Consider the following 18044-nt stretch of genomic DNA (forward strand, 5'->3'; position numbering starts at 1 on the left):
CTCCTTAGTACCAAAGGATATAAAACAGCAGTCTGCGATCAAGCGTCTAGGCTGCATATAGAGAGGAGTGGGCAGCATGAAGCTTGCTGTAATTGGAACGGGTTATGTGGGGCTGGTATCGGGCGTATGCTTCTCGGAACTGGGCAACGATGTCATCTGCGTTGACCACCTGAAGGAGAAGGTTGCCTTGTTGAATAAAGGGGAGGTGCCGATTTATGAGCCGGGCTTGAAAGAGCTCATAGCGAGCAATAAATCGGAGGGACGCTTGCAATTTACTACGGATTTGCCAGAAGCGGTGAGGAAATCCGATATTATTATTATTGCGGTAGGGACGCCATCGCTCCCAAGCGGCAAAGCGAATTTGAACTACATTGAGCAGGCTGCCCGCGAAATCGGCCTGGCGATGAATGGCTTTAAAATTATTGCGACCAAAAGCACAGTGCCAGTCGGCACGAATGAGCATATTCAGACGATTATAGCCAGCCAGACGGCTTTTCCGTTCGAGGTCGCTTCCGTCCCTGAATTTCTCCGGGAAGGCACGGCGGTTCAAGATACGCTTCACCCCGACCGGATTGTCATTGGCACATCAGGGGAGACGGCACGCAAGTATTTAACAGAGCTGCATAGGCCGCTCACCGAGCACATTATGAGCACCGATATTCGCAGCGCCGAAATGATTAAATATGCCTCCAACGCTTTCCTCGCTGCCAAAATTTCCTTCATTAATGAAATTGCCAACATTTGCGAGAAGGTAGGCGCAGATGTGACCGAGGTAGCGGAAGGAATGGGTTATGATCAGCGAATTGGTTCTTCATTCTTGAAAGCCGGAATAGGCTACGGGGGTTCCTGTTTCCCTAAGGATACGCAGGCGCTTATTCAAATTGCCGGACAGATGGATTATGACTTCAAGCTGCTTAAATCGGTCGTAGATGTGAATCGTGACCAGCGCTTTAACGTCATACGCAAGCTGGAGGCTTCGCTTGGCGATTTGGCGGGCCGCACCATTGCGATTTGGGGCTTGGCATTCAAGCCGGAAACGGATGATGTGCGCGATGCTCCAGCCTTTGAAATTATTGATGCGCTGGTAAAGCGGGGTGCAAATGTCAAAGCCTACGATCCGATAGCGACGGCTAATTTTCGCCAGCAATTTGGCGAATCGGGCGTCGTATATTGCGCAGAAGCAGAGGAAGCGGCCATTCAGGCGGATGCTCTATGCATTTTGACTGAATGGAAGGAATTCCAAGATATTAAACCGCTAAGTATTCAATCCTGGCTGAGAACGCCTAATCTCATTGATGGGCGCAACATTTATAGTGAGCATGAACTAGCCAATACGCAGCTCATTTATTATTCGGTGGGCCGTCCCAATATGAACCATGGAGTAAAAGAACAAAAACCATTATTGTCGCTGTGAAAAATGGTGAAGCATAGGAAAAAAACGCACAATTATTTTAATAAAAATGATACAAAATGTATCTTTATATGCTATAATAAATACAGTTAGTATCAAAAAGAAGAGAGGTACCGCATGAGCGCAATCGCCGCTATTTATCAGAAGGATTCCAAAGCTCCCGTTTCCGTAGAAGCGGGGTTGCGCCTAATGCAAGCCTTGAAAAAATATCCAGCGGATGCCGTCGATACTTGGCATGACGGCCGCGTTTTCCTAGGCTGCCATGCCCAGTGGATTACGCCTGAATCGGTCGGACAGCCGCAGCCCTTTCACGCAGCTGAGCTGGGACTAACGATTACGGCTGATGCCATGATCGATAATCGTCCATATCTGTGGGAGCAGCTGCTCATCGACCGCGAGCGGCGAACCAGCATGCCGGATAGCGAGCTGATTATGCTGGCCTATGCCAAATGGGGAGAGGAAGCGCCGCGTTATTTAATTGGCGACTATGCCTTCATCATTTGGGATCAGCGCAAATCTGAGCTGTTCGGTGCGACCGATCTGTTCGGCAGCCGTACGCTGTATATCCACTCTGATGCTCAGCAAAGCTCCTTTTGCACCACTATTGCTCCCTTGCTTGCTGCCCATCATGTGGAGAAAAAGCTGAATGAAAGCTGGCTGGCCGATTATTTGGCGGTTGCTATAGTTCATGAGTCGAGCGACCTGTTCGCAACGCCCTATGAGCATATTCGCCAGGTGCCGCCGGGTCATGCTTTTCGCATAATGGACGGACAGCTCGATTTTTGGCAGCACAGCAAGATCGAGCCCCCAGAGCAGCTGCGGCTGAAGCGGCGTGAGGAGTATACGGAGGCTTTCCAGGAGGTTTTTCAGGAAGCGGTCAATGCCCGGATGAGGACGTTTCGGAAGGTAGGCGCAACGCTTAGCGGCGGCCTCGATTCGGGCTCGGTCGTCAGCTTCGCGGCAAAATCGTTGCAGGCGCAGCAAAAGCAGCTGCATACCTTCAGTTATGTGCCAGAGCCGGACTTTCAGGATTGGACGTCCAGGCGGCATATGGCAGACGAACGTCCCTTTATCCAGGAAACCGTAGGGTTTGTCGGCAATATTGCCGATCAATATTTGGATATGCAGGGCCGCAGTCCATTGTCGGAAGCGGATGAATGGCTGGAAATGCTGGAGATTCCCTTTAAATTTGTAGAAAATTCATTTTGGATTAAAGGGGTTTACGAGCAGTCGCATCAGCAGGGAATGGGCATTTTGCTCACGGGAGCAATGGGGAACCATTCGATCTCGTGGGGCCCTGCCATCGATTATTATTCCTTGCTTCTCAAGCGGCTGCAATGGCTGCGGCTGTACCGGGAAGTGACGATGTTCGGCAAGCGCAAGGCAGTCGGGCGCAAACGGATAATGTATTATGTTGGGAAAAACGCCTATCCGAAGCTGTTTCCTCAGGACCAGGATCATGGGGAGCAGGAGATGCCGCTCATGATCAATCCGGCTTTTGCCAAGCGGATGAACGTCTTTGCCAGATTGAAGGAGCGGCAGGCAGGAGCCGGCAGCGTTTTTGAAAAGGATGCGCTTAAAGCGCAGCCGGGGCCTTTTCAGGATATGGCGATGACCAATATGAGCGGTACGCAGCGCACGAAGCTATCGCTCAATTACGCGCTATGGGAACGGGACCCGACCAGCGATCCGCGGGTTGTGAAGTTTTGCTTGTCTGTTCCGATTGAGCAATACGTTCATGATGGCTACGACCGTGCTTTAATCCGCGAGTCTACGGCGAGCTATTTGCCCGATCAAATTCGGCTAAACCAGCGGGTGCGAGGCATTCAAGCGGCAGATTGGGTTCACCGAATGACGCCGGTTTGGTCTGCATTTGTAGAGGAGCTGCGTCACAATTGCGAGGACCCGTATCTTGCGCAGTTTTTCAATGTAGAACAGATGAAGGCTTCGTTGGAACAGGTGGGCTTAGCACCAAAGCCGGAATACGCGGTTGATTTAAACAGCCGTTATTTATTGCATTGCTTGGTGGCCTGCCGATTTGTGCAGCAGTTTCATTTGAAAGGAGGTGAATAAACATGGAAAAACAACAATGGCAAGCTCCGGTTCTCGAAACGCTGCAAGTGAGCGAGACGATGGCTGGCGTAGGTACACGTTACATTGATTTTGTAAAAGCGGGGGACTTTGACGTCACTGATGACCCAACTCCGTTCCCTGTCGATCCAGGCACTTCCTTTTCCTAGAAATAAATCCATTATACTTATGCAGTAAAAGTGATCAACAAGGTCCTTATACAGCAGGAAATCCTTGTACAAGGACTTTGTTGATTTTGTTCAAAAATAGGAAAGTATAGGTTTCACCGCGAAACGATTGCTTTTGTGGCCAAAGGATGGCGACAGCCGTTTCACCTTGTTTTTGATTGATGGCTTGAAGCAACGCGATTTTATTCATATAAGGGTGAACGCGATGATATTAACGGGGAAAAAAGCAATCTACGACGCTTTCGGCCTCCGCATCAGGAGTGAAATCGAGCTTCCTGAGCTGCTTGCGTCGGTAAATTCGGAAGCGTTTGCAGATGTTGAAATAGAGCTAGCCAAGCCAGAATTTACGTGGCCGATTTTGGATCAAACGCAGGATCATTACGCTGTTCACGGCGCAAAATTATTTTTTTATATTCACGAGGTCGCAAGCTTCTGCATTCAAGAGGGCAAACGGATTATTGTGGCGCCATGCGAAAACATGGATGAGGGAAGGCTCCGGCTTTACCTGCTTGGAACATGCATAGGGGCTCTGCTCCTGCAAAGAAAGCAGCTTCCGCTGCATGGGAGCGCCATAGCCATAGACGGCAAGGCCTATGCCTTCGTTGGAGACTCTGGGGCAGGAAAGTCGACGCTGGCCGCAGCTTTTATAGACCGTGGCTATCCCTTGCTTAGTGATGATGTAATTGCCTTAAAGGAACCGGAGGCTGGCACAAATGGCGCGTCTATTGTCATGCCCTCCTATCCGCAGCAAAAGCTGTGGCAGCAAAGCGTCGAGCAGCTCGGAAGAACGAGTCAGCTTTACAAGCCGCTGGCCTATTCCGTATCTAAATTCGCTGTTCCGTTATCTGCCAGCTTCCTATCCTATCCACTTCCACTCGCCGCCGTATTTGAGCTTTCGCGCACAGAAGCAAATGCGGTATCGCTATCACAGCTGCATTCGCTAGCAAAGCTGCCTGTATTGCTGAACCACACCTTCCGACATTTTCTAATCGCACCTTTAAAGCTTCAAAATTGGCATTTTTCTGCCACTGTTCGGCTTGCAGCAACCGTGCAGGCTTATCAATTGCAGCGTCCCGCAGAAGGGGCATTTTCCGCTTATGAAATGGTTGATTTAATACTGGCAGTGACTCAGAAAGGACGTGAGGCAAATGTCTAAACAAGCTAGACCGCTTCTGCAGCCTGAACAGGTTATCCAGCGGACAGAAGGTCATTTGGCTACTGATATGGATGGCGATAAAGTGCTGTTAAGCCTGTCTTCGGGCAAATATTATAACATGGGCAAGCTGGGCGGCATCATTTGGGAGCGGACGGCGTCACCCGTGACACGCCGCGACATTGTTGCCCAATTGCTCAAAGAGTATGAAGTGGAGCCAGCGGCATGCGACCAGCAGGTGGCGGACTTTTTACAGGACCTGTACGCGGAAGGGCTGCTTGAGCCTGTCTCATATGCAGGCGCACAGGGTGGCGGAGCAGGGGATACGGCAGGCTAGCGAATAGTTCAAGGAAAGGGCGGTTCGATCGTTTTGCTTAAAAAATGGAGCCATTTCATCGCGCTTCCGCTTCGCAGCAAGCTGCTTCTGTTCGAAGCCTATATGCTGCTTGCCTGGGCGCGCTTTCTCAAACTGATTCCTTTCGCTAAAGTTGCCCCTACGCTAGGTGTTCCGATGAAGGAGACGCCCTATGAGCGGGTTGTGGAGCATGAGCAGATGCTCGGTGAGGTGGCGAAAGCGATACGGCAGATGAGCCGCTATACTTGGTGGGAAAGCGAATGTCTCGTTAAGGGAATCGCCGCGATGAAGCTGCTGAAACGCAGAAAAATAGCGAGCACGCTCTATTTGGGCACAGCCAAGGACGCATCAGGCAAACTAATTGCCCATGCTTGGCTTCGCAGCGGCCCCTACTACATAACGGGCGTGGAGGAAATGGGACGTTTCACCGTCGTTGGCTTGTTTGGTAATCAGATTAAGCGGGAGAAGGAGCATCGCTATGGACAAAACGTATGAATGGGAAGTGGCTAACCTTCCGCTTGAATTGCAATTTATTCTTGAGTGCTTGCAGCCGAATGCCGATTCGGAAGTCATTGGCCGCCGCTGGGCTGGCAGCAGGCTGAATGGAGAGAAGATTATCGACTTGGCACGACATCATCGCGTATATCCAAGCCTCTATTTAAAGCTGAAGCAGCTTGCGAAGCCGGTGCTGCCGAATTCGGTGCTGCAGACGCTCCAGCAGGATTATTACGCCAATACGCTGATGATGCTGAGGCTCAGCGCCGAGATGCAGCGAGTTGTAGCGGCTTTGGCAGAGCACGGCATCCGCTCCTTGCAATTGAAAGGGCCCGTTATTGCTCATGAGCTGTACGGCGATATTTCCCAGCGCACGAGCAAGGACTTGGATATTTTAGTACCCATAGAGGATGTTGACCGGGCCGAGGCGGTGCTTGAAGAGCTTGGTTATTATGATCGGGACCCAGCGCCGCGCTTGTTTAATGATTTAAAGTGGAAAACGCATCATAGCTGCTTTGAACATACGGCCAATCATACGCAAATTGAGCTGCACTGGCGACTAAGCCCCGATGCGGTGAAGGAAATATCCTTCGAGAAGCTTTGGGCGCAGCGCAGAATCTATGAGCAGACGGGGAGTCCGATCCCCTATTTGGGGCCGGAGCATCTGTTTCATTATCTCGTCAGCCATGGGGCCAGACATGGCTGGTTCCGGCTGCGCTGGCTGCATGATATTGCCCAGCTTGCTTCTGCCTGCGAGGACGGCGGCGAATCGCTGATGGAGGAAACGCGTAGAAACGGAGGGGCGGCGGCCGTAGGGCAGGCGCTTATTTTGGTGCGGGAGCTGCTTGGGGTGAAGCTTCCCCAAGAGCTGCTGCCGTTGGTCGACAGCCCGCTTGCGCATAGGCTCGTCCGCTGCATTTTTCCATTTATTCAGGAGACCGTTACGATCAGCCCGATTCCAGAGGAGAAAAAGATGGCGCTGCTTTATAAGCGTTATACGTATATGCTGCTGACAAGCCGGGAGAAGCTGACCCACTTCATTGGCAAGCTATATCCGAGTGCCTGGGATGCACAGACGTTGCCTTTGCCTAAGGGACTGCATTTTCTTTATTTTCCGCTGCGGCCGTTTCTGTATTTTTATCGAAGGCTCAAGCAGCCTCGCAAAAGGGTGAGCATATGAAACCAATTTTGCTATATATGAAGAAGCTGCATCAGTTTGCAGGGAAAAAGCTGTACCTGAACATGCTGGGCATCATGATTGTGAGTTCGCTTGAGGGCGTAGGGCTGCTCGTCTTAATACCGCTGCTGGGCATCATCGGTTTAATTAATGTTCAAAGCGTAAACCTGCCAGTCGTACCGCAAGTCAGCCACTGGCTTGGCGAGCTGCCTCAGGAGCTACTGCTTGTCGCTGTACTGGCTCTCTTCATTGGCATAAACGTCGGGCAGGGCCTGCTGCAAAGACAGCAGACGAATCAGGGCTTTGCCCTGCTTCAAAGCTTTGTAACGAAATTGCGGATGGATATTTATCAGGCGCTGCTGCAATCGAACTGGGCTTTTTTTCTCGGCAAGCGCAAGTCGGACTTCAATCATATTTTGTCTTCCGAGCTTTCCCGGGTTAATCAGGGCATGCAGCTCTCGCTGCGTTTAGTTACGACGGGGATTTTTACCCTTGTGCAAATCGGGCTGGCGTTTTATTTGTCGTATCAGTTAACGCTGCTTATTTTAGTTTGCGGCGGCCTGCTTAGCTTGTTCTCACGTAAGTATACGCGAGGGGCAAGGTCGCTTGGTACCCGGCTGACAGAGCTGTCACAGAGCTATGTGGCGGGCATAACGGATCATTTCAATGGCATTAAGGAGATCAAAAGCAATCGGCTGGAGGAAAGCCATCTGTCCTGGTTCAGCAAGCTGACGCAGCAAATGGAGCACAATAATGTGCAGTTTGTGAAGCTGCAATCCAATAGCCAGCTCATATTTAAAAGTATCTCAGCATTGATGATTGCGGGCTGCGTATTTTTATCGGTGCAGGTTCTGCAGGTTGGGGTAGCCCAGCTCACATTAATTGTGCTGATTTTTACAAGGCTGTGGCCGAAGCTGACGCTTATTCAAACCTCTATGGAGCAAATTGTGCTGACGCTCCCGGCGTTCAAGAGCTTGAATGACTTGATGAAGGAATGTGGCGTTGCCGAGGAGATGCAGCTGAATCAGTCTGCTGCGCGGACAGAACGAACAGATGAGCGGACAGAGCGCGCAGAGCGGACAGAGCCTGCTGTGCTGAAGCTTGCGCATGAGCTGGTCTGCCAAGATGTGTATTATCGCTATCGGGAGCAGGATGAGACGTATGCGCTGAAGCATATTAATTTGCGTATCCCGGCGAACAGCATGACGGCAATTGTCGGCAAGTCTGGGGCGGGAAAAAGCACGCTAATCGATACGTTGATCGGGCTGATCGTACCCCAGCACGGAGCGGTGCTGCTTGACGGTGCCCCGCTGGACGACAGCAATCGCTTTGCTTACCGCAGTGCGGTCAGCTATGTCTCGCAGGACCCGTTTCTTTTTAATGCCAGCATTCGTGAAAATTTAAAGCTCGTATTGCCAGAGGCAACGGAGGAGCAATTGTGGGAGGCGCTCGCTTTTTCGGCGTCTGATGCCTTCGTTCGCGCGCTGCCGCGGGGACTGGACACGATCGTGGGCGATCGCGGGGTACGGCTGTCTGGCGGTGAACGGCAGCGCATCGTATTGGCGCGGGCGATGCTCAGGCAGCCATCGATCCTTGTATTGGATGAGGCGACCAGTTCGCTCGACAGCGAAAATGAGCTAAAAATTCAGCAGGCGCTTGAGCAGCTGAAGGGCAAACTAACGATTATTGTCATTGCTCATCGTTTGTCTACGATTCGTGACGCCGATCAGGTTATCGTTTTGGAAGAGGGTAGGATCATCCAGCAAGGCGGCTATAATCAGCTTTATCGCGAGTCCAAGGGGACGTTCAGCAAGCTGCTGGAGTTTCAGGCGGGCGGGCCGGGATAAGCACCGGGATAGTAAAAAAGCAAGAGAGTGCGGCGGAATTGCCTGTACTCTCTTGCTTTTTTTTAGTTTATAGAGATTATTTATGTACTAAAGCAGGAATGTATACTCATTGCAAAAGCTTAAACACACAATGGAGCCAAGAAGAATATTTTACTTGTATCAAAGCTTTTATCCTCCATTGATTGAAGTTCTTAATCATCTGTAAACAGGTTAATGAAATGAATTTTTAAATAATACTCTATTTAGATAAAGAGAGGAAGTAAAAATTTATAGTCAATAGGAGGAGAGGCATGTGGCATCTAATGAAACAGATAATCTCAAAATGAGCGTTAATGCTGGAGATGAAAGCTTGAAAATTATTGAAATACAAAATAATTTTCAGAAAATTGATAAGGAATTTGAAAGTCGTGGTTCCAATATAGAATGGTTTAGTGCTGATAATACCGGATTGACCAATTCGAATCAGGCATTTATTGATCTTGAAGCTTTCATTCAATCTCGCATTACAAATAATGTAAGTGAAATAACGAATCCACAGGGAAATACGGTTATTGATTTGCCTGCTGGCACCTATGTCGTTTCAAGCAGTAATCCGAAAATTTTGGGGAATTCCAATATAAAGAGGGCTCGTGGCTTAGCTTTCCGAGGCTCTGGAAGAGGAATTACAAGGATTTTATTTAAACCAAATTCAGGTACGAACGGATATTTGTTTTACAATAATGACAAATGGCTGCACATTCATTTTGAAGGGATTACATTTGTCGGTGATTACGAAAAACAAACCAATTTTATGTATTCGTATTCAAAAGGCGGGGCTCAAAACTATACGTTTGATAAATGCGATTTTATTAATTTTAATTATGGTTGGAAGCTAGAAGGGTTAAATACAAATAGTGAATTTACGTGGTTTCACTGTGGTTTTTATGGGAAATGGAATAAAACGATATTTTCGGAAAGTACAACAGCAAATGACCAATTCCTAAATTATAATTTTTTTGCTTGTCAATATGAGGCTTCTAGAGGAGATTTTCTGCATTTCGAAAAAGGTGGAAATATCAATATCTGGGGGGGAAGCTTCATAAACACGGATAGTAATGCTGGTAACACTACTTTTTTTAAATTGCTTGGAACTTCACATGTAAGCGGTGTACAGAGATTTTTATGTATAGGGGCTAGATTTGAAACAAAATATGGTTTAGCGAAGCTAATTGAATGTGAATGGGCTGATGGTGCTGTTTCATTCATAAGCTGCGATTGTGATTCTCAGCAATACAATGATGGGAGCCATCAGTGGGTTACCGCCTTATTTAAATCAACTAATGTGAAAATGCCCATTATTAAATTTGATGGCTGTACGCTTATGGGGCAACATCAATATTATTACACGGGTAATTCATGGGCATTCCCTCATAATATCATTTATGAGAATTGCCAGATTGCCAAGCATACTAGACCGAAGGATTTTATTTCGTATGTAAATACGAATTCGCTTGGGAATCTTGGAGGGCAACCCCAAATTAAATTTAGAAATTGTCGTGGTTTAAATGACAGCCCTAAAAATATATGGGAGTGTACGCTCGGATATGAGAGAGCAAATGTTGGAATTGTACAAAAGAAGATTGTATCTGTAAAGGGACCTAACGGGAGATTTCCTTATTTGGGGAATCAAAATTTAGAAATTATATTGCCTATTAATTCTATTATTACGCAAGTAAGGCTCTATTCCCCTGCCAACGCTGTAACGGAAGATACCCCTGCCACATTCACACTTAAAACCGCGGAAGCCAATCCAACTATATTAGCAGTAGCAGATGTAGCTCGTCATAAACTTGGTTTTAATGTTACGGCCGAGCTTTTTTTCGTATGTGATACCGATGAGAAATGCAAAATTATCATTTCATCAAGCAATAGTGTTAAACAGTCGAATCCGTCTGCCCTATGTTTAATTGAATATATCGGATAACTGTAGGTTTGATAAATACTAATTTAGTTTTTATCTACTGACATCAAAAACCGTAAAAGGCCATAAGTAAATATGGTCTTTTACGGTGTAATTGTTTTTAACTATGTTTATCTAGCTGCAGTTTGAGAAAGCTATGGACATACAATTAGATTCGCAAATTGAGGAGGGCTAAGAGAAATCGGAACATCTATAGCATTAGAAGTGAAAATGCTGTCAAAAGTAACCTGGTTTATTAAATAGTTTACGGCAAGGACGTATTTAACACTTGTCCCAACCATTAAATATTGGCCTCTGCCAATATTCATTACACTTGAAACATTTGTAGCTACAGCTGAGTTATCAGAAACGGTACAAGTGATTGGTGTTGTAGGTGGGCTTCCATACATGCCACCCTGAATGCAAATTTTCTCATACACTTGACCGCTAACAATGGTTTTATTCTGAACACGATCATGCTGATTCCACACACGAGCCGTGTTTGCGGCATCTGGAGTAGCTGAATTGAATAAATTGGCAAGCTTTGGGCGATTATTAATACGGTCCCCTTCCCATACGGCACAGCGTCCGTGGAAGGAGGTGTCGCCATCAGGACTTACTGAATGAGTTTCTTTAACATCAACAAAATCATTGTTGCGGATTATAAGTGTCCCACCTCCTTTAAGTCCATTATCGATGCCGGTATAAGTGTTTCCACTTTTTAATTTGACGTAGTCGCTTGCCAGATTCCCCGGTCTAAGTTGGATTCCTTTAATGCACTGGTTAAAATAATTGTCTTCTATTGTTGAATAAGGCGTATTACGCATAGCAATAGCAAGAGTACAATTGTGAAACTGATTTGATTTTATTAATGTACCATTTACACGAAAGGTGTCCAGAAGGATGCCATAGGTTCCGCAATTTTTAAAAGTATTTCCTTCGATTATTGATTGTTCTACCTCGCTATGCTCTCTCGGGCTGCCTGCCCACTGAATCCCCGTTTGAAAATAATCGATGCGATTGCCTCTAATTTCTGCACTCAGTAACCATTCGCTGCTATCAACTATGATGGCTGCGCCTTGAGCAAGCGTGGGGAAGTTTACTTTTTCTCGAATAATATCATTATTAATGATCCGACAATTGGGAATTTTCACATGAATAGCCGCATCAATGGCTGTGTTATTTCTCCCAGGATTAACAATGCGATTATTGATAATATCTATGCCTATCTGATCCGATGGAAGCGCAGAATGTTTGGGTAGTCTAAACGGATTTATTCTTGTCACGATGGCCCCAACTGACGAGCCTCCAGGGTTGCTGGCGCCAGCAAGAGCCAGTCCTGCGCATTCAATATGGTTATTAGATACAACAATTCCATTCGTTTGTCTAATGTATATCCCTTGTTCCCATGCAACATAGAGGCGATTAGAGTCAATTTGAATATTGCCTCGAAAGGTTTCCGCATATCCAAGATCATCGTAACTGCCACGATATGCTTGAATAGAGCATTGCGCGCCTATAATAATATTATTTGAAATGATGCAAGGGTTCTCATCATAAGTTTGCGCAAGGGCGTCAATGCCTATATCAAGACCCATCGCTTCTATGTAATTATTGGATATAATAAAATTTTTGGATTTTTGCGGATCGGGTTGGTTACCCAAATGTCCAAATATAATGGCTCCTGTGTAACCATAATCGTTATAAGGTTGGTATGTTCCATCTAACATGGACGCAAGTGTTTTCCCAGTATCAGAAAAGAAAGAGTTGCCTACAATAGAGAAATTGCTGCAACCTCGATAAAGAATGGCTTGTGAGAACTTGCGGAAAACACAGTCTTTAATGGCCCAATCGTAGCTGCGATAGGCATCAATGCAGGAGTTGTTTCTTGAAGGAGCAAATCCGGAAGTAATTCCTTTAGCCAGTTTAGTGCCTAAATCAATGGCTTCAAACTCAATTCCTCTGATGGACCATGACTTTGTATTCTCTGGAGCGTATACGAGGCTGAATGAAGAACCGCTAGGATTTGCATTATCGATTCTTCTTATTTTTGATTTATAGCCAAACCAATGGGAGTTAGACTTCTTGACAATAGATGCACTGATAGCGAAAGTTCCTGAAAAAATAACTGTAGCACTGCCGATACTGGCTAAATCCTCTGCATGTTGGATAGCTAAATAATCATTGGTGATATTATCTGCTTTTGCACCAAACCATTGTGGGTAAATGTTATCAACTTTTAAGGAACCAGCGATTTTACCCGAATTTGTTAAATCGAAAATCCAGTCAAAGGCATTAGCGGTTACAATCCCATCAATGGTTAGCGTTATATTTCGATTAGGTCGGAATCTGGCATTTTGATCAAAAACAAGTCTTTTTGCAGTAGGGACTGTGAGGTTTGTGTGGAGAGCATAAACGCCTTTGGGGATGAAAATGGTATCCGAGTTTTCTGCAATGGCATTTAGCAGAGCAGCAGAACTGTCAGTAGCCCCGGTAGGATCTGCTCCTTTCCATAATAAATTTATTCCACGCTGAGCAAACTCGCTGTCGATTAATGCAAAATTGTTATTCATTTCGCTTAGATTTAAAGTATCTGTTCCAATACAATCAGAAAAATTCAGGTGATTAGATGTCATAGGCTAATTTGTCTCCTTACTCATAATGGGAATGACATTGTCAAGCAGCCTAGGCAAGTTCACGAATGCAAGGTTGGATTAAAGGATGAGGTGATTACCTAGGAAAAGTAAGGCTCATCTGCAAATTAAATTAAGTATTATATTTCTATTTTATGAAAAAAATAAATACAAGTAAATCTTAGCATATTATAAGTTTAATAACTATAAAGGAACTAGGTAGCTGTTTTTGTAATCAGGATGATAGTGACTGAGAACAATAGACCTTCATGTTTGTCAGGCATCACTCATTCTCCTGTTTAGGATGCATGGTAATTTTATTTTACATATGAATCAGTCAGTGGAAAAAAGCAGTTGACAGTACATACTTAAACGTGATAAATTTTTCTCAATCTTAAATCGGATGACTACGGAAGCACCGTAAAGGATCGCAGGTAAACTGCGCCTTTACGGTGCTTTTTTGCGTTGTCTGAGCTCAGATTGCGGGTTGTAGCATTGCTTCGGAAGGAGGGTGAATGGTGCGTTATCAATTAGCTGTTGCAGTAAGTGAGCTGGAATATGCAAGAAGGCTTGCAGAATATGTGAGGGATAGTCCCTTCGGCGAGCAGTGGCAGCTTACAGCTTTTACGAATCCAGCCTCTCTCATCCAGTTTCTCAAGGGAGGTTATGCCGTTGATTTGATTGCGGCCCAGCCTGCCATGCTGGCTGCTGCATCTCCACACCTGCCTGCTGGTGTGCCAGTGGCGGCATTCGTAGCTGCCAAGGGGCAATATGCCCAGTATGATGCGGAGCTGCTGCAATATCAGCCGCTCCCGGAGCTATTGCAGAGCTTGGTGGCTCTGCATGGCGCAGTCCGGTCGAGTGCAGTTCGTGCAAGCAGTGAGGGCGGCGCGTCAGTTATCGCTATCGGCTCGGCATCTGGGGGAGTTGGCAAGACTGCACTTGCGCTCAAGCTGGCGAATACAGCTGCCAAGCATGGCTGCCGCGTCTTTTATTTGACGCTGGAGCGCTGGAGCGCCCTTGAGGTGTGGCTGGGAGCGGGAGACCAGTTCGTGCTCCCCGAGGGAGAAGGCATGTCACAGCTGCTTTATCATCTGAAGGCTGAGCCAGATAAGGCTGGAGCGTGGCTTGCGCAGCATCGCAAGCGCCACTCGGCGCTGAAAGCCGATTTTATTTTGCCCTGCGATAATGAGGAGGATCGTTACAGCTTGCTGCCAGCGGATGCAGCGGCGATGGTGGAGCTGCTGCGAGCTTCAAGGCAATATGATCTCATTTTGATCGATTTGCAGGATGGGATGGGGGAGATCGAGCTGTCGATTTGGAGGGAAAGCAGCTTGGTTTTGTGGCTGGTTACCGATGACCCATCCATTCAGCGGAAGACAGAGCTGGCGTTTAGCTACGCAGAACGCAGGTGGAAAGAAGATTTTCAGTCGCTTAGCCGCCGTATCCGACTTGTTGTTAACCGCCGTATTGTACCAGCCGGAGGTGATGAAGCAGAGGGGAGGCCTCCAGATATGTTTACGATTAAGCTGCGAAATGGTAGCCGTTCGATTGCCGCAGCGCTGCCCGAAGCTGCCGAAGGGCGTCCATCGCCGGCGGCAGTTGCTGCATCGCCATTGTATAAAGCTGCCGTGGAGCGGTTGTTTCAGCAATTGGTAAGCGAGGGAGGTATCCGGATTGCTAACCGATGAGTTGGTGCTAGCATTAAGAAACCAGATTAGGTCGCAGCTTGATTTCAGCGGTGCTGTAACGGATGCAGAGCTGACGCGAAGCGTGGAGCAGACGGTATTTGACTATTGCAATAGCGGACATCCGCTTACGGCGGCGGAGAAGGTCCAGTTGGTACGCAGGCTGTTTCATTCCTTTCGAGGCTTGGACATATTGCAGCCGCTGATGGATGATCCGTCAGTTACTGAAATTATGATCAATCATCACGGCGAAATTTTTATTGAACGAAGCGGAACGATGACGCAGCTGCCAGCTGCCTTTGAAAGCAAGGAGCGGCTGGAGGACTTAATTCAGGCTGTCGTTGCAGGAGTCAATCGTGTAGTAAACGAGTCTTCTCCCATCGTGGATGCCCGTCTCAAGGATGGCTCTCGTGTCCACGTTGTACTGCCGCCTGTAGCTTTGCGCGGGCCAGCAATGACGATTCGCAAATTCCCTGAGCGCCCGATGACAATGGAGCTGCTTGTTGCGGCGGGAGCTTTAACCACAGAAGCAGCAAGCTTCCTGCAGCAGCTGACCGCAGCGCAATACAATATTTTTATTAGCGGAGGGACGGGGACGGGCAAGACGACCTTTCTGAATGCGTTGTCGCAGTTCATTCCTGCTGATGAGCGAGTTGTAACGATTGAAGATTCTGCTGAGCTGCAAATTCGCAGCGTTGCCAATCTGGTATCGCTGGAGACGCGCAATGCCAACACCGAGGGCAAAGGTGAAATTACGGTTCGTGATCTCATTCGCGCATCGCTGCGGATGCGTCCGAATCGAATCATCGTTGGCGAGGTAAGGGGAGCGGAAACGCTCGATATGCTGCAAGCGATGAATACCGGGCATTCAGGCAGCATGTCAACAGGTCACAGCAACAGTGCTCGAGACATGATGGCAAGGCTCGAGACGATGGCGCTTGGGGCAGCCGATTTGCCCGTTCAGGTCATTCGGCAGCAAATCGTTTCTGCCCTGGATATTGTCATCCATCTATCGCGGTTTCGCGACCGTACGCGCCGTGTAACGGAAATAGCTGAAATTGCCGGCATAGATGGCGGGGAAATCGAGATTCGCCCCTTGTTCCGTTTTGAAGAGGAGGGCGAGAAAGACGGCAAGGTGCTAGGAGCTTTAAAGCGTACCGTCCATTCACTCCTTCACCGGGACAAGCTGCAAATGGCAGGTCTAACACTGGAGGGGGACCGTTATGGAGATACCGGGGAATGCCGGGAAAGACGAGAAAACCAAGAAAACCAAGAAAGCCAAGAAAGCCAAGAAAGCCGAGAAAGTGGAGAAAGCGGAGAAAGCGGAGAAAGCCAAGAATACAGGGAAGGTCGGGCAATCGCTGCTTACTAGAGTGCTTTTCTGGTGCGGTCTTGAGCTCGAAAGCGGCAAAGGTGAGGAAGGGAACGGGAGTAATGCGAGCAGGCAGCCAGCCAAGACCGGATATTTAACAAATTATGATAGGTATGTGCTGTCTTATCGCGAGTTCGCAGTGGCAGCGATTATCGGTTATGCAGCTGTTTTTACAGCTCTGTATACGGTGTACCATTCCCTTCTGGTTTGTCTCATCGCAGCCGGATTGGGGTTATGCACACCACGTTATTACAAAGCTTCATTAATTTTGCGTCGCAAGGAGAGGCTGAAGCTGCAATTCAAGGAGGCGCTTTATTCTCTGACATCCTGTCTTGCAGCAGGAAGATCGGTGGAAAATGCCTTTATTGCGACGCTGGATGATTTAAAGCTGCTATATCCTGACCCAAGAACTGAGCTGCTGCTGGAGTTTCAAATCGTGAAGCATCGTCTTGAGCATGCGGAGCCGCTGGAACAGGCACTGCGGAGTTTAGCGGTCCGCTCCCATGTAGAGGATATCGTTCAATTCGTTGATGTATTTGCTGCCTGCAAGCGTTCGGGTGGCGATTTGGTAGAGGTGATGAAGCGTACGGCGCAGACAATTGGTGAAAAGCTGGAAATCCAGCAGGATATTATGGTGCTGCTGGCACAAAAACGCTTTGAGGCACGCATTATGATGGCGATTCCCTTTATATTTCTTGGGTTTCTGAACCTAATGGCTCCAGATTATATGGCGCCTCTATATGGAGGCATGGGCTATCTGCTGCTGACGATTGGCCTTGGTGCATTGTTAGTATGCTTTTGGTCTATCCATAAAATAATGAGCATTCGAGTATAGGAGCGGGCGCAAATGACAGCAATTCCGATAGTACTCATGGTGGCATGGCTATTTATTATCGGTGGGAAGCGACTCCGAATGATTCTGGCTGCATCCCGCCAACTAACACTCAAGCAGGATGCTTTAAAGCATTTGCTTTTCATTGAGCCGTTCAGCGAGCTATTGGAAAGAAGCCGTTTGTATGAGTATATGGCACTTTCACTTAGCAGCTATCACGCTAAGCTCGTTATTTTACGGGGAATCCGGTGGCAGCTGCAGCAGACGAAAGAACTGCTCGGCGGCGCTGCTGGTTACGGATATGCCGCGATGATAGGCTGCGCTTGGCTGGCTTGTGCAGCAGGCGAACCGCTGCTGCTGGCAATGGGTGCGCTGCTCGGATTGCTGCTGCCTGTGCGCCAGCTGCTGGAAGCAGGGAAGCTGATCAAGCAGCGCAAGCAGGAAATTATTTTGGAGCTGCCGGAAATGATCAGCAAGCTGATGCTTTTGGTTGGGGCAGGCGAAACCGCCTTGCAGGCGCTGGGGCGCTGTCTTGATGGTAAGGATACTGCTCAGCATCCGCTGTATAAAGAATGGAACAAAGTCGTATATTCACTGCACAATGGCGAGTCGTTTAGTACGGCGGCAGAAAAATTCAATCGCAGCTGCGCGGTGCAGGAGGTTTCGATTTTTACGACGGTGCTGCTGCTGAATTATCGCCGGGGCGGGGAGCATTTTGTGCTGGCGCTGCGGGAGCTGTCTTATACGCTATGGGAGAAGCGCAAGGCTGTTGCGCGAGCACGCGGCGAGGAGGCATCCTCCAAGCTCGTTTTTCCGCTGGTTGGCATTTTGCTCGTGTTGATGGTTTTTATCGCTGCTCCTGCCATGCTGTTAATGTCTTAAGC

14 protein-coding genes are annotated in these 18044 nt (G+C 47.9%); 13 read left to right on the forward strand and 1 reads right to left on the reverse strand.

From position 1 onward, the window contains the following. Positions 1 to 76: 76 nt before the first annotated feature. The 9 genes from AC6B99_RS23345 (at position 77) to AC6B99_RS23385 (ending at position 10659) form a co-directional block, all read left to right on the forward strand. Positions 77 to 1414: a UDP-glucose dehydrogenase family protein gene (locus tag AC6B99_RS23345; protein ID WP_056041312.1), complete on the forward strand. Its 1338-nt coding sequence runs from the start codon at positions 77 to 79 to the stop codon at positions 1412 to 1414. A gap of 114 nt (positions 1415 to 1528) precedes the next feature. After that, positions 1529 to 3484, forward strand: a complete 1956-nt coding sequence (locus tag AC6B99_RS23350; RefSeq protein ID WP_496664352.1) for an asparagine synthase-related protein — start codon at positions 1529 to 1531, stop codon at positions 3482 to 3484. Positions 3485 to 3486: 2 nt separating this feature from the next. After that, positions 3487 to 3651, forward strand: coding sequence for a paeninodin family lasso peptide (locus tag AC6B99_RS23355; protein ID WP_155973484.1), 165 nt, complete (start codon positions 3487 to 3489; stop codon positions 3649 to 3651). 223 nt (positions 3652 to 3874) lie between these two features. Beyond that, positions 3875 to 4825 (forward strand): aldolase, encoded by a 951-nt coding sequence (locus AC6B99_RS23360; protein ID WP_496664353.1) that lies wholly within the window; start codon positions 3875 to 3877, stop codon positions 4823 to 4825. Further along, on the forward strand, positions 4818 to 5159 hold the full coding sequence (locus AC6B99_RS23365; protein WP_496664354.1) for a lasso peptide biosynthesis PqqD family chaperone: 342 nt from the start codon (positions 4818 to 4820) through the stop codon (positions 5157 to 5159). The genes AC6B99_RS23360 and AC6B99_RS23365 overlap by 8 nt, the downstream gene beginning before the upstream one ends. A 27-nt stretch (positions 5160 to 5186) precedes the next feature. After that, positions 5187 to 5672: a lasso peptide biosynthesis B2 protein gene (locus tag AC6B99_RS23370; protein ID WP_496664397.1), complete on the forward strand. Its 486-nt coding sequence runs from the start codon at positions 5187 to 5189 to the stop codon at positions 5670 to 5672. Beyond that, entirely contained in the window at positions 5656 to 6852 is a 1197-nt protein-coding gene (locus tag AC6B99_RS23375) for a nucleotidyltransferase domain-containing protein (protein WP_496664355.1), read from the forward strand. The genes AC6B99_RS23370 and AC6B99_RS23375 overlap by 17 nt, the downstream gene beginning before the upstream one ends. Next, positions 6849 to 8696, forward strand: a complete 1848-nt coding sequence (locus tag AC6B99_RS23380; RefSeq protein WP_494863111.1) for an ATP-binding cassette domain-containing protein — start codon at positions 6849 to 6851, stop codon at positions 8694 to 8696. Before AC6B99_RS23375 ends, AC6B99_RS23380 begins: the two co-directional genes overlap by 4 nt. A gap of 292 nt (positions 8697 to 8988) precedes the next feature. After that, complete coding sequence (locus AC6B99_RS23385; protein WP_056041325.1) at positions 8989 to 10659, forward strand: hypothetical protein; 1671 nt, start codon at positions 8989 to 8991, stop codon at positions 10657 to 10659. A gap of 131 nt (positions 10660 to 10790) precedes the next feature. On the opposite strand, the gene AC6B99_RS23390 is transcribed toward AC6B99_RS23385, so the two are convergent. After that, positions 10791 to 13271, reverse strand: a complete 2481-nt coding sequence (locus tag AC6B99_RS23390; protein WP_494863108.1) for a right-handed parallel beta-helix repeat-containing protein — start codon at positions 13269 to 13271, stop codon at positions 10791 to 10793. A gap of 512 nt (positions 13272 to 13783) precedes the next feature. On the opposite strand from AC6B99_RS23390, the gene AC6B99_RS23395 reads away from it, so the two are divergent. The 4 genes from AC6B99_RS23395 to AC6B99_RS23410 are packed head-to-tail and all read left to right on the forward strand — an operon-like array spanning position 13784 to position 18042. Continuing rightward, positions 13784 to 14959, forward strand: coding sequence for a P-loop NTPase family protein (locus AC6B99_RS23395; protein ID WP_496664356.1), 1176 nt, complete (start codon positions 13784 to 13786; stop codon positions 14957 to 14959). Then, the gene (locus AC6B99_RS23400) at positions 14946 to 16328 is read left to right on the forward strand and encodes a TadA family conjugal transfer-associated ATPase (RefSeq protein WP_496664357.1); all 1383 of its coding nucleotides are present in this window, start codon (positions 14946 to 14948) and stop codon (positions 16326 to 16328) included. The genes AC6B99_RS23395 and AC6B99_RS23400 overlap by 14 nt, the downstream gene beginning before the upstream one ends. Further along, on the forward strand, positions 16261 to 17163 hold the full coding sequence (locus AC6B99_RS23405) for a type II secretion system F family protein (RefSeq protein ID WP_496664358.1): 903 nt from the start codon (positions 16261 to 16263) through the stop codon (positions 17161 to 17163). Before AC6B99_RS23400 ends, AC6B99_RS23405 begins: the two co-directional genes overlap by 68 nt. A 12-nt stretch (positions 17164 to 17175) precedes the next feature. Continuing rightward, positions 17176 to 18042, forward strand: coding sequence for a type II secretion system F family protein (locus tag AC6B99_RS23410; protein ID WP_494879436.1), 867 nt, complete (start codon positions 17176 to 17178; stop codon positions 18040 to 18042). Positions 18043 to 18044 lie beyond the last annotated feature (2 nt).

It is taken from the genome of Paenibacillus liaoningensis (assembly GCF_059609455.1).

Excerpts from the sequence above, each read along its gene's own strand:
- AC6B99_RS23355 (WP_155973484.1), top strand. The coding sequence starts at position 3,487 with ATGGAAAAACAACAATGGCAAGCTCCGGTTCTCGAAACGCTGCAAGTG.
- AC6B99_RS23365 (WP_496664354.1), top strand. The coding sequence starts at position 4,818 with ATGTCTAAACAAGCTAGACCGCTTCTGCAGCCTGAACAGGTTATCCAG.
- AC6B99_RS23350 (WP_496664352.1), top strand. The coding sequence starts at position 1,529 with ATGAGCGCAATCGCCGCTATTTATCAGAAGGATTCCAAAGCTCCCGTT.
- AC6B99_RS23395 (WP_496664356.1), top strand. The coding sequence starts at position 13,784 with ATGGTGCGTTATCAATTAGCTGTTGCAGTAAGTGAGCTGGAATATGCA.
- AC6B99_RS23380 (WP_494863111.1), top strand. The coding sequence starts at position 6,849 with ATGAAACCAATTTTGCTATATATGAAGAAGCTGCATCAGTTTGCAGGG.
- AC6B99_RS23345 (WP_056041312.1), top strand. The coding sequence starts at position 77 with ATGAAGCTTGCTGTAATTGGAACGGGTTATGTGGGGCTGGTATCGGGC.
- AC6B99_RS23360 (WP_496664353.1), top strand. The coding sequence starts at position 3,875 with ATGATATTAACGGGGAAAAAAGCAATCTACGACGCTTTCGGCCTCCGC.
- AC6B99_RS23390 (WP_494863108.1), bottom strand. The coding sequence starts at position 13,271 with ATGACATCTAATCACCTGAATTTTTCTGATTGTATTGGAACAGATACT.
- AC6B99_RS23410 (WP_494879436.1), top strand. The coding sequence starts at position 17,176 with ATGACAGCAATTCCGATAGTACTCATGGTGGCATGGCTATTTATTATC.
- AC6B99_RS23375 (WP_496664355.1), top strand. The coding sequence starts at position 5,656 with ATGGACAAAACGTATGAATGGGAAGTGGCTAACCTTCCGCTTGAATTG.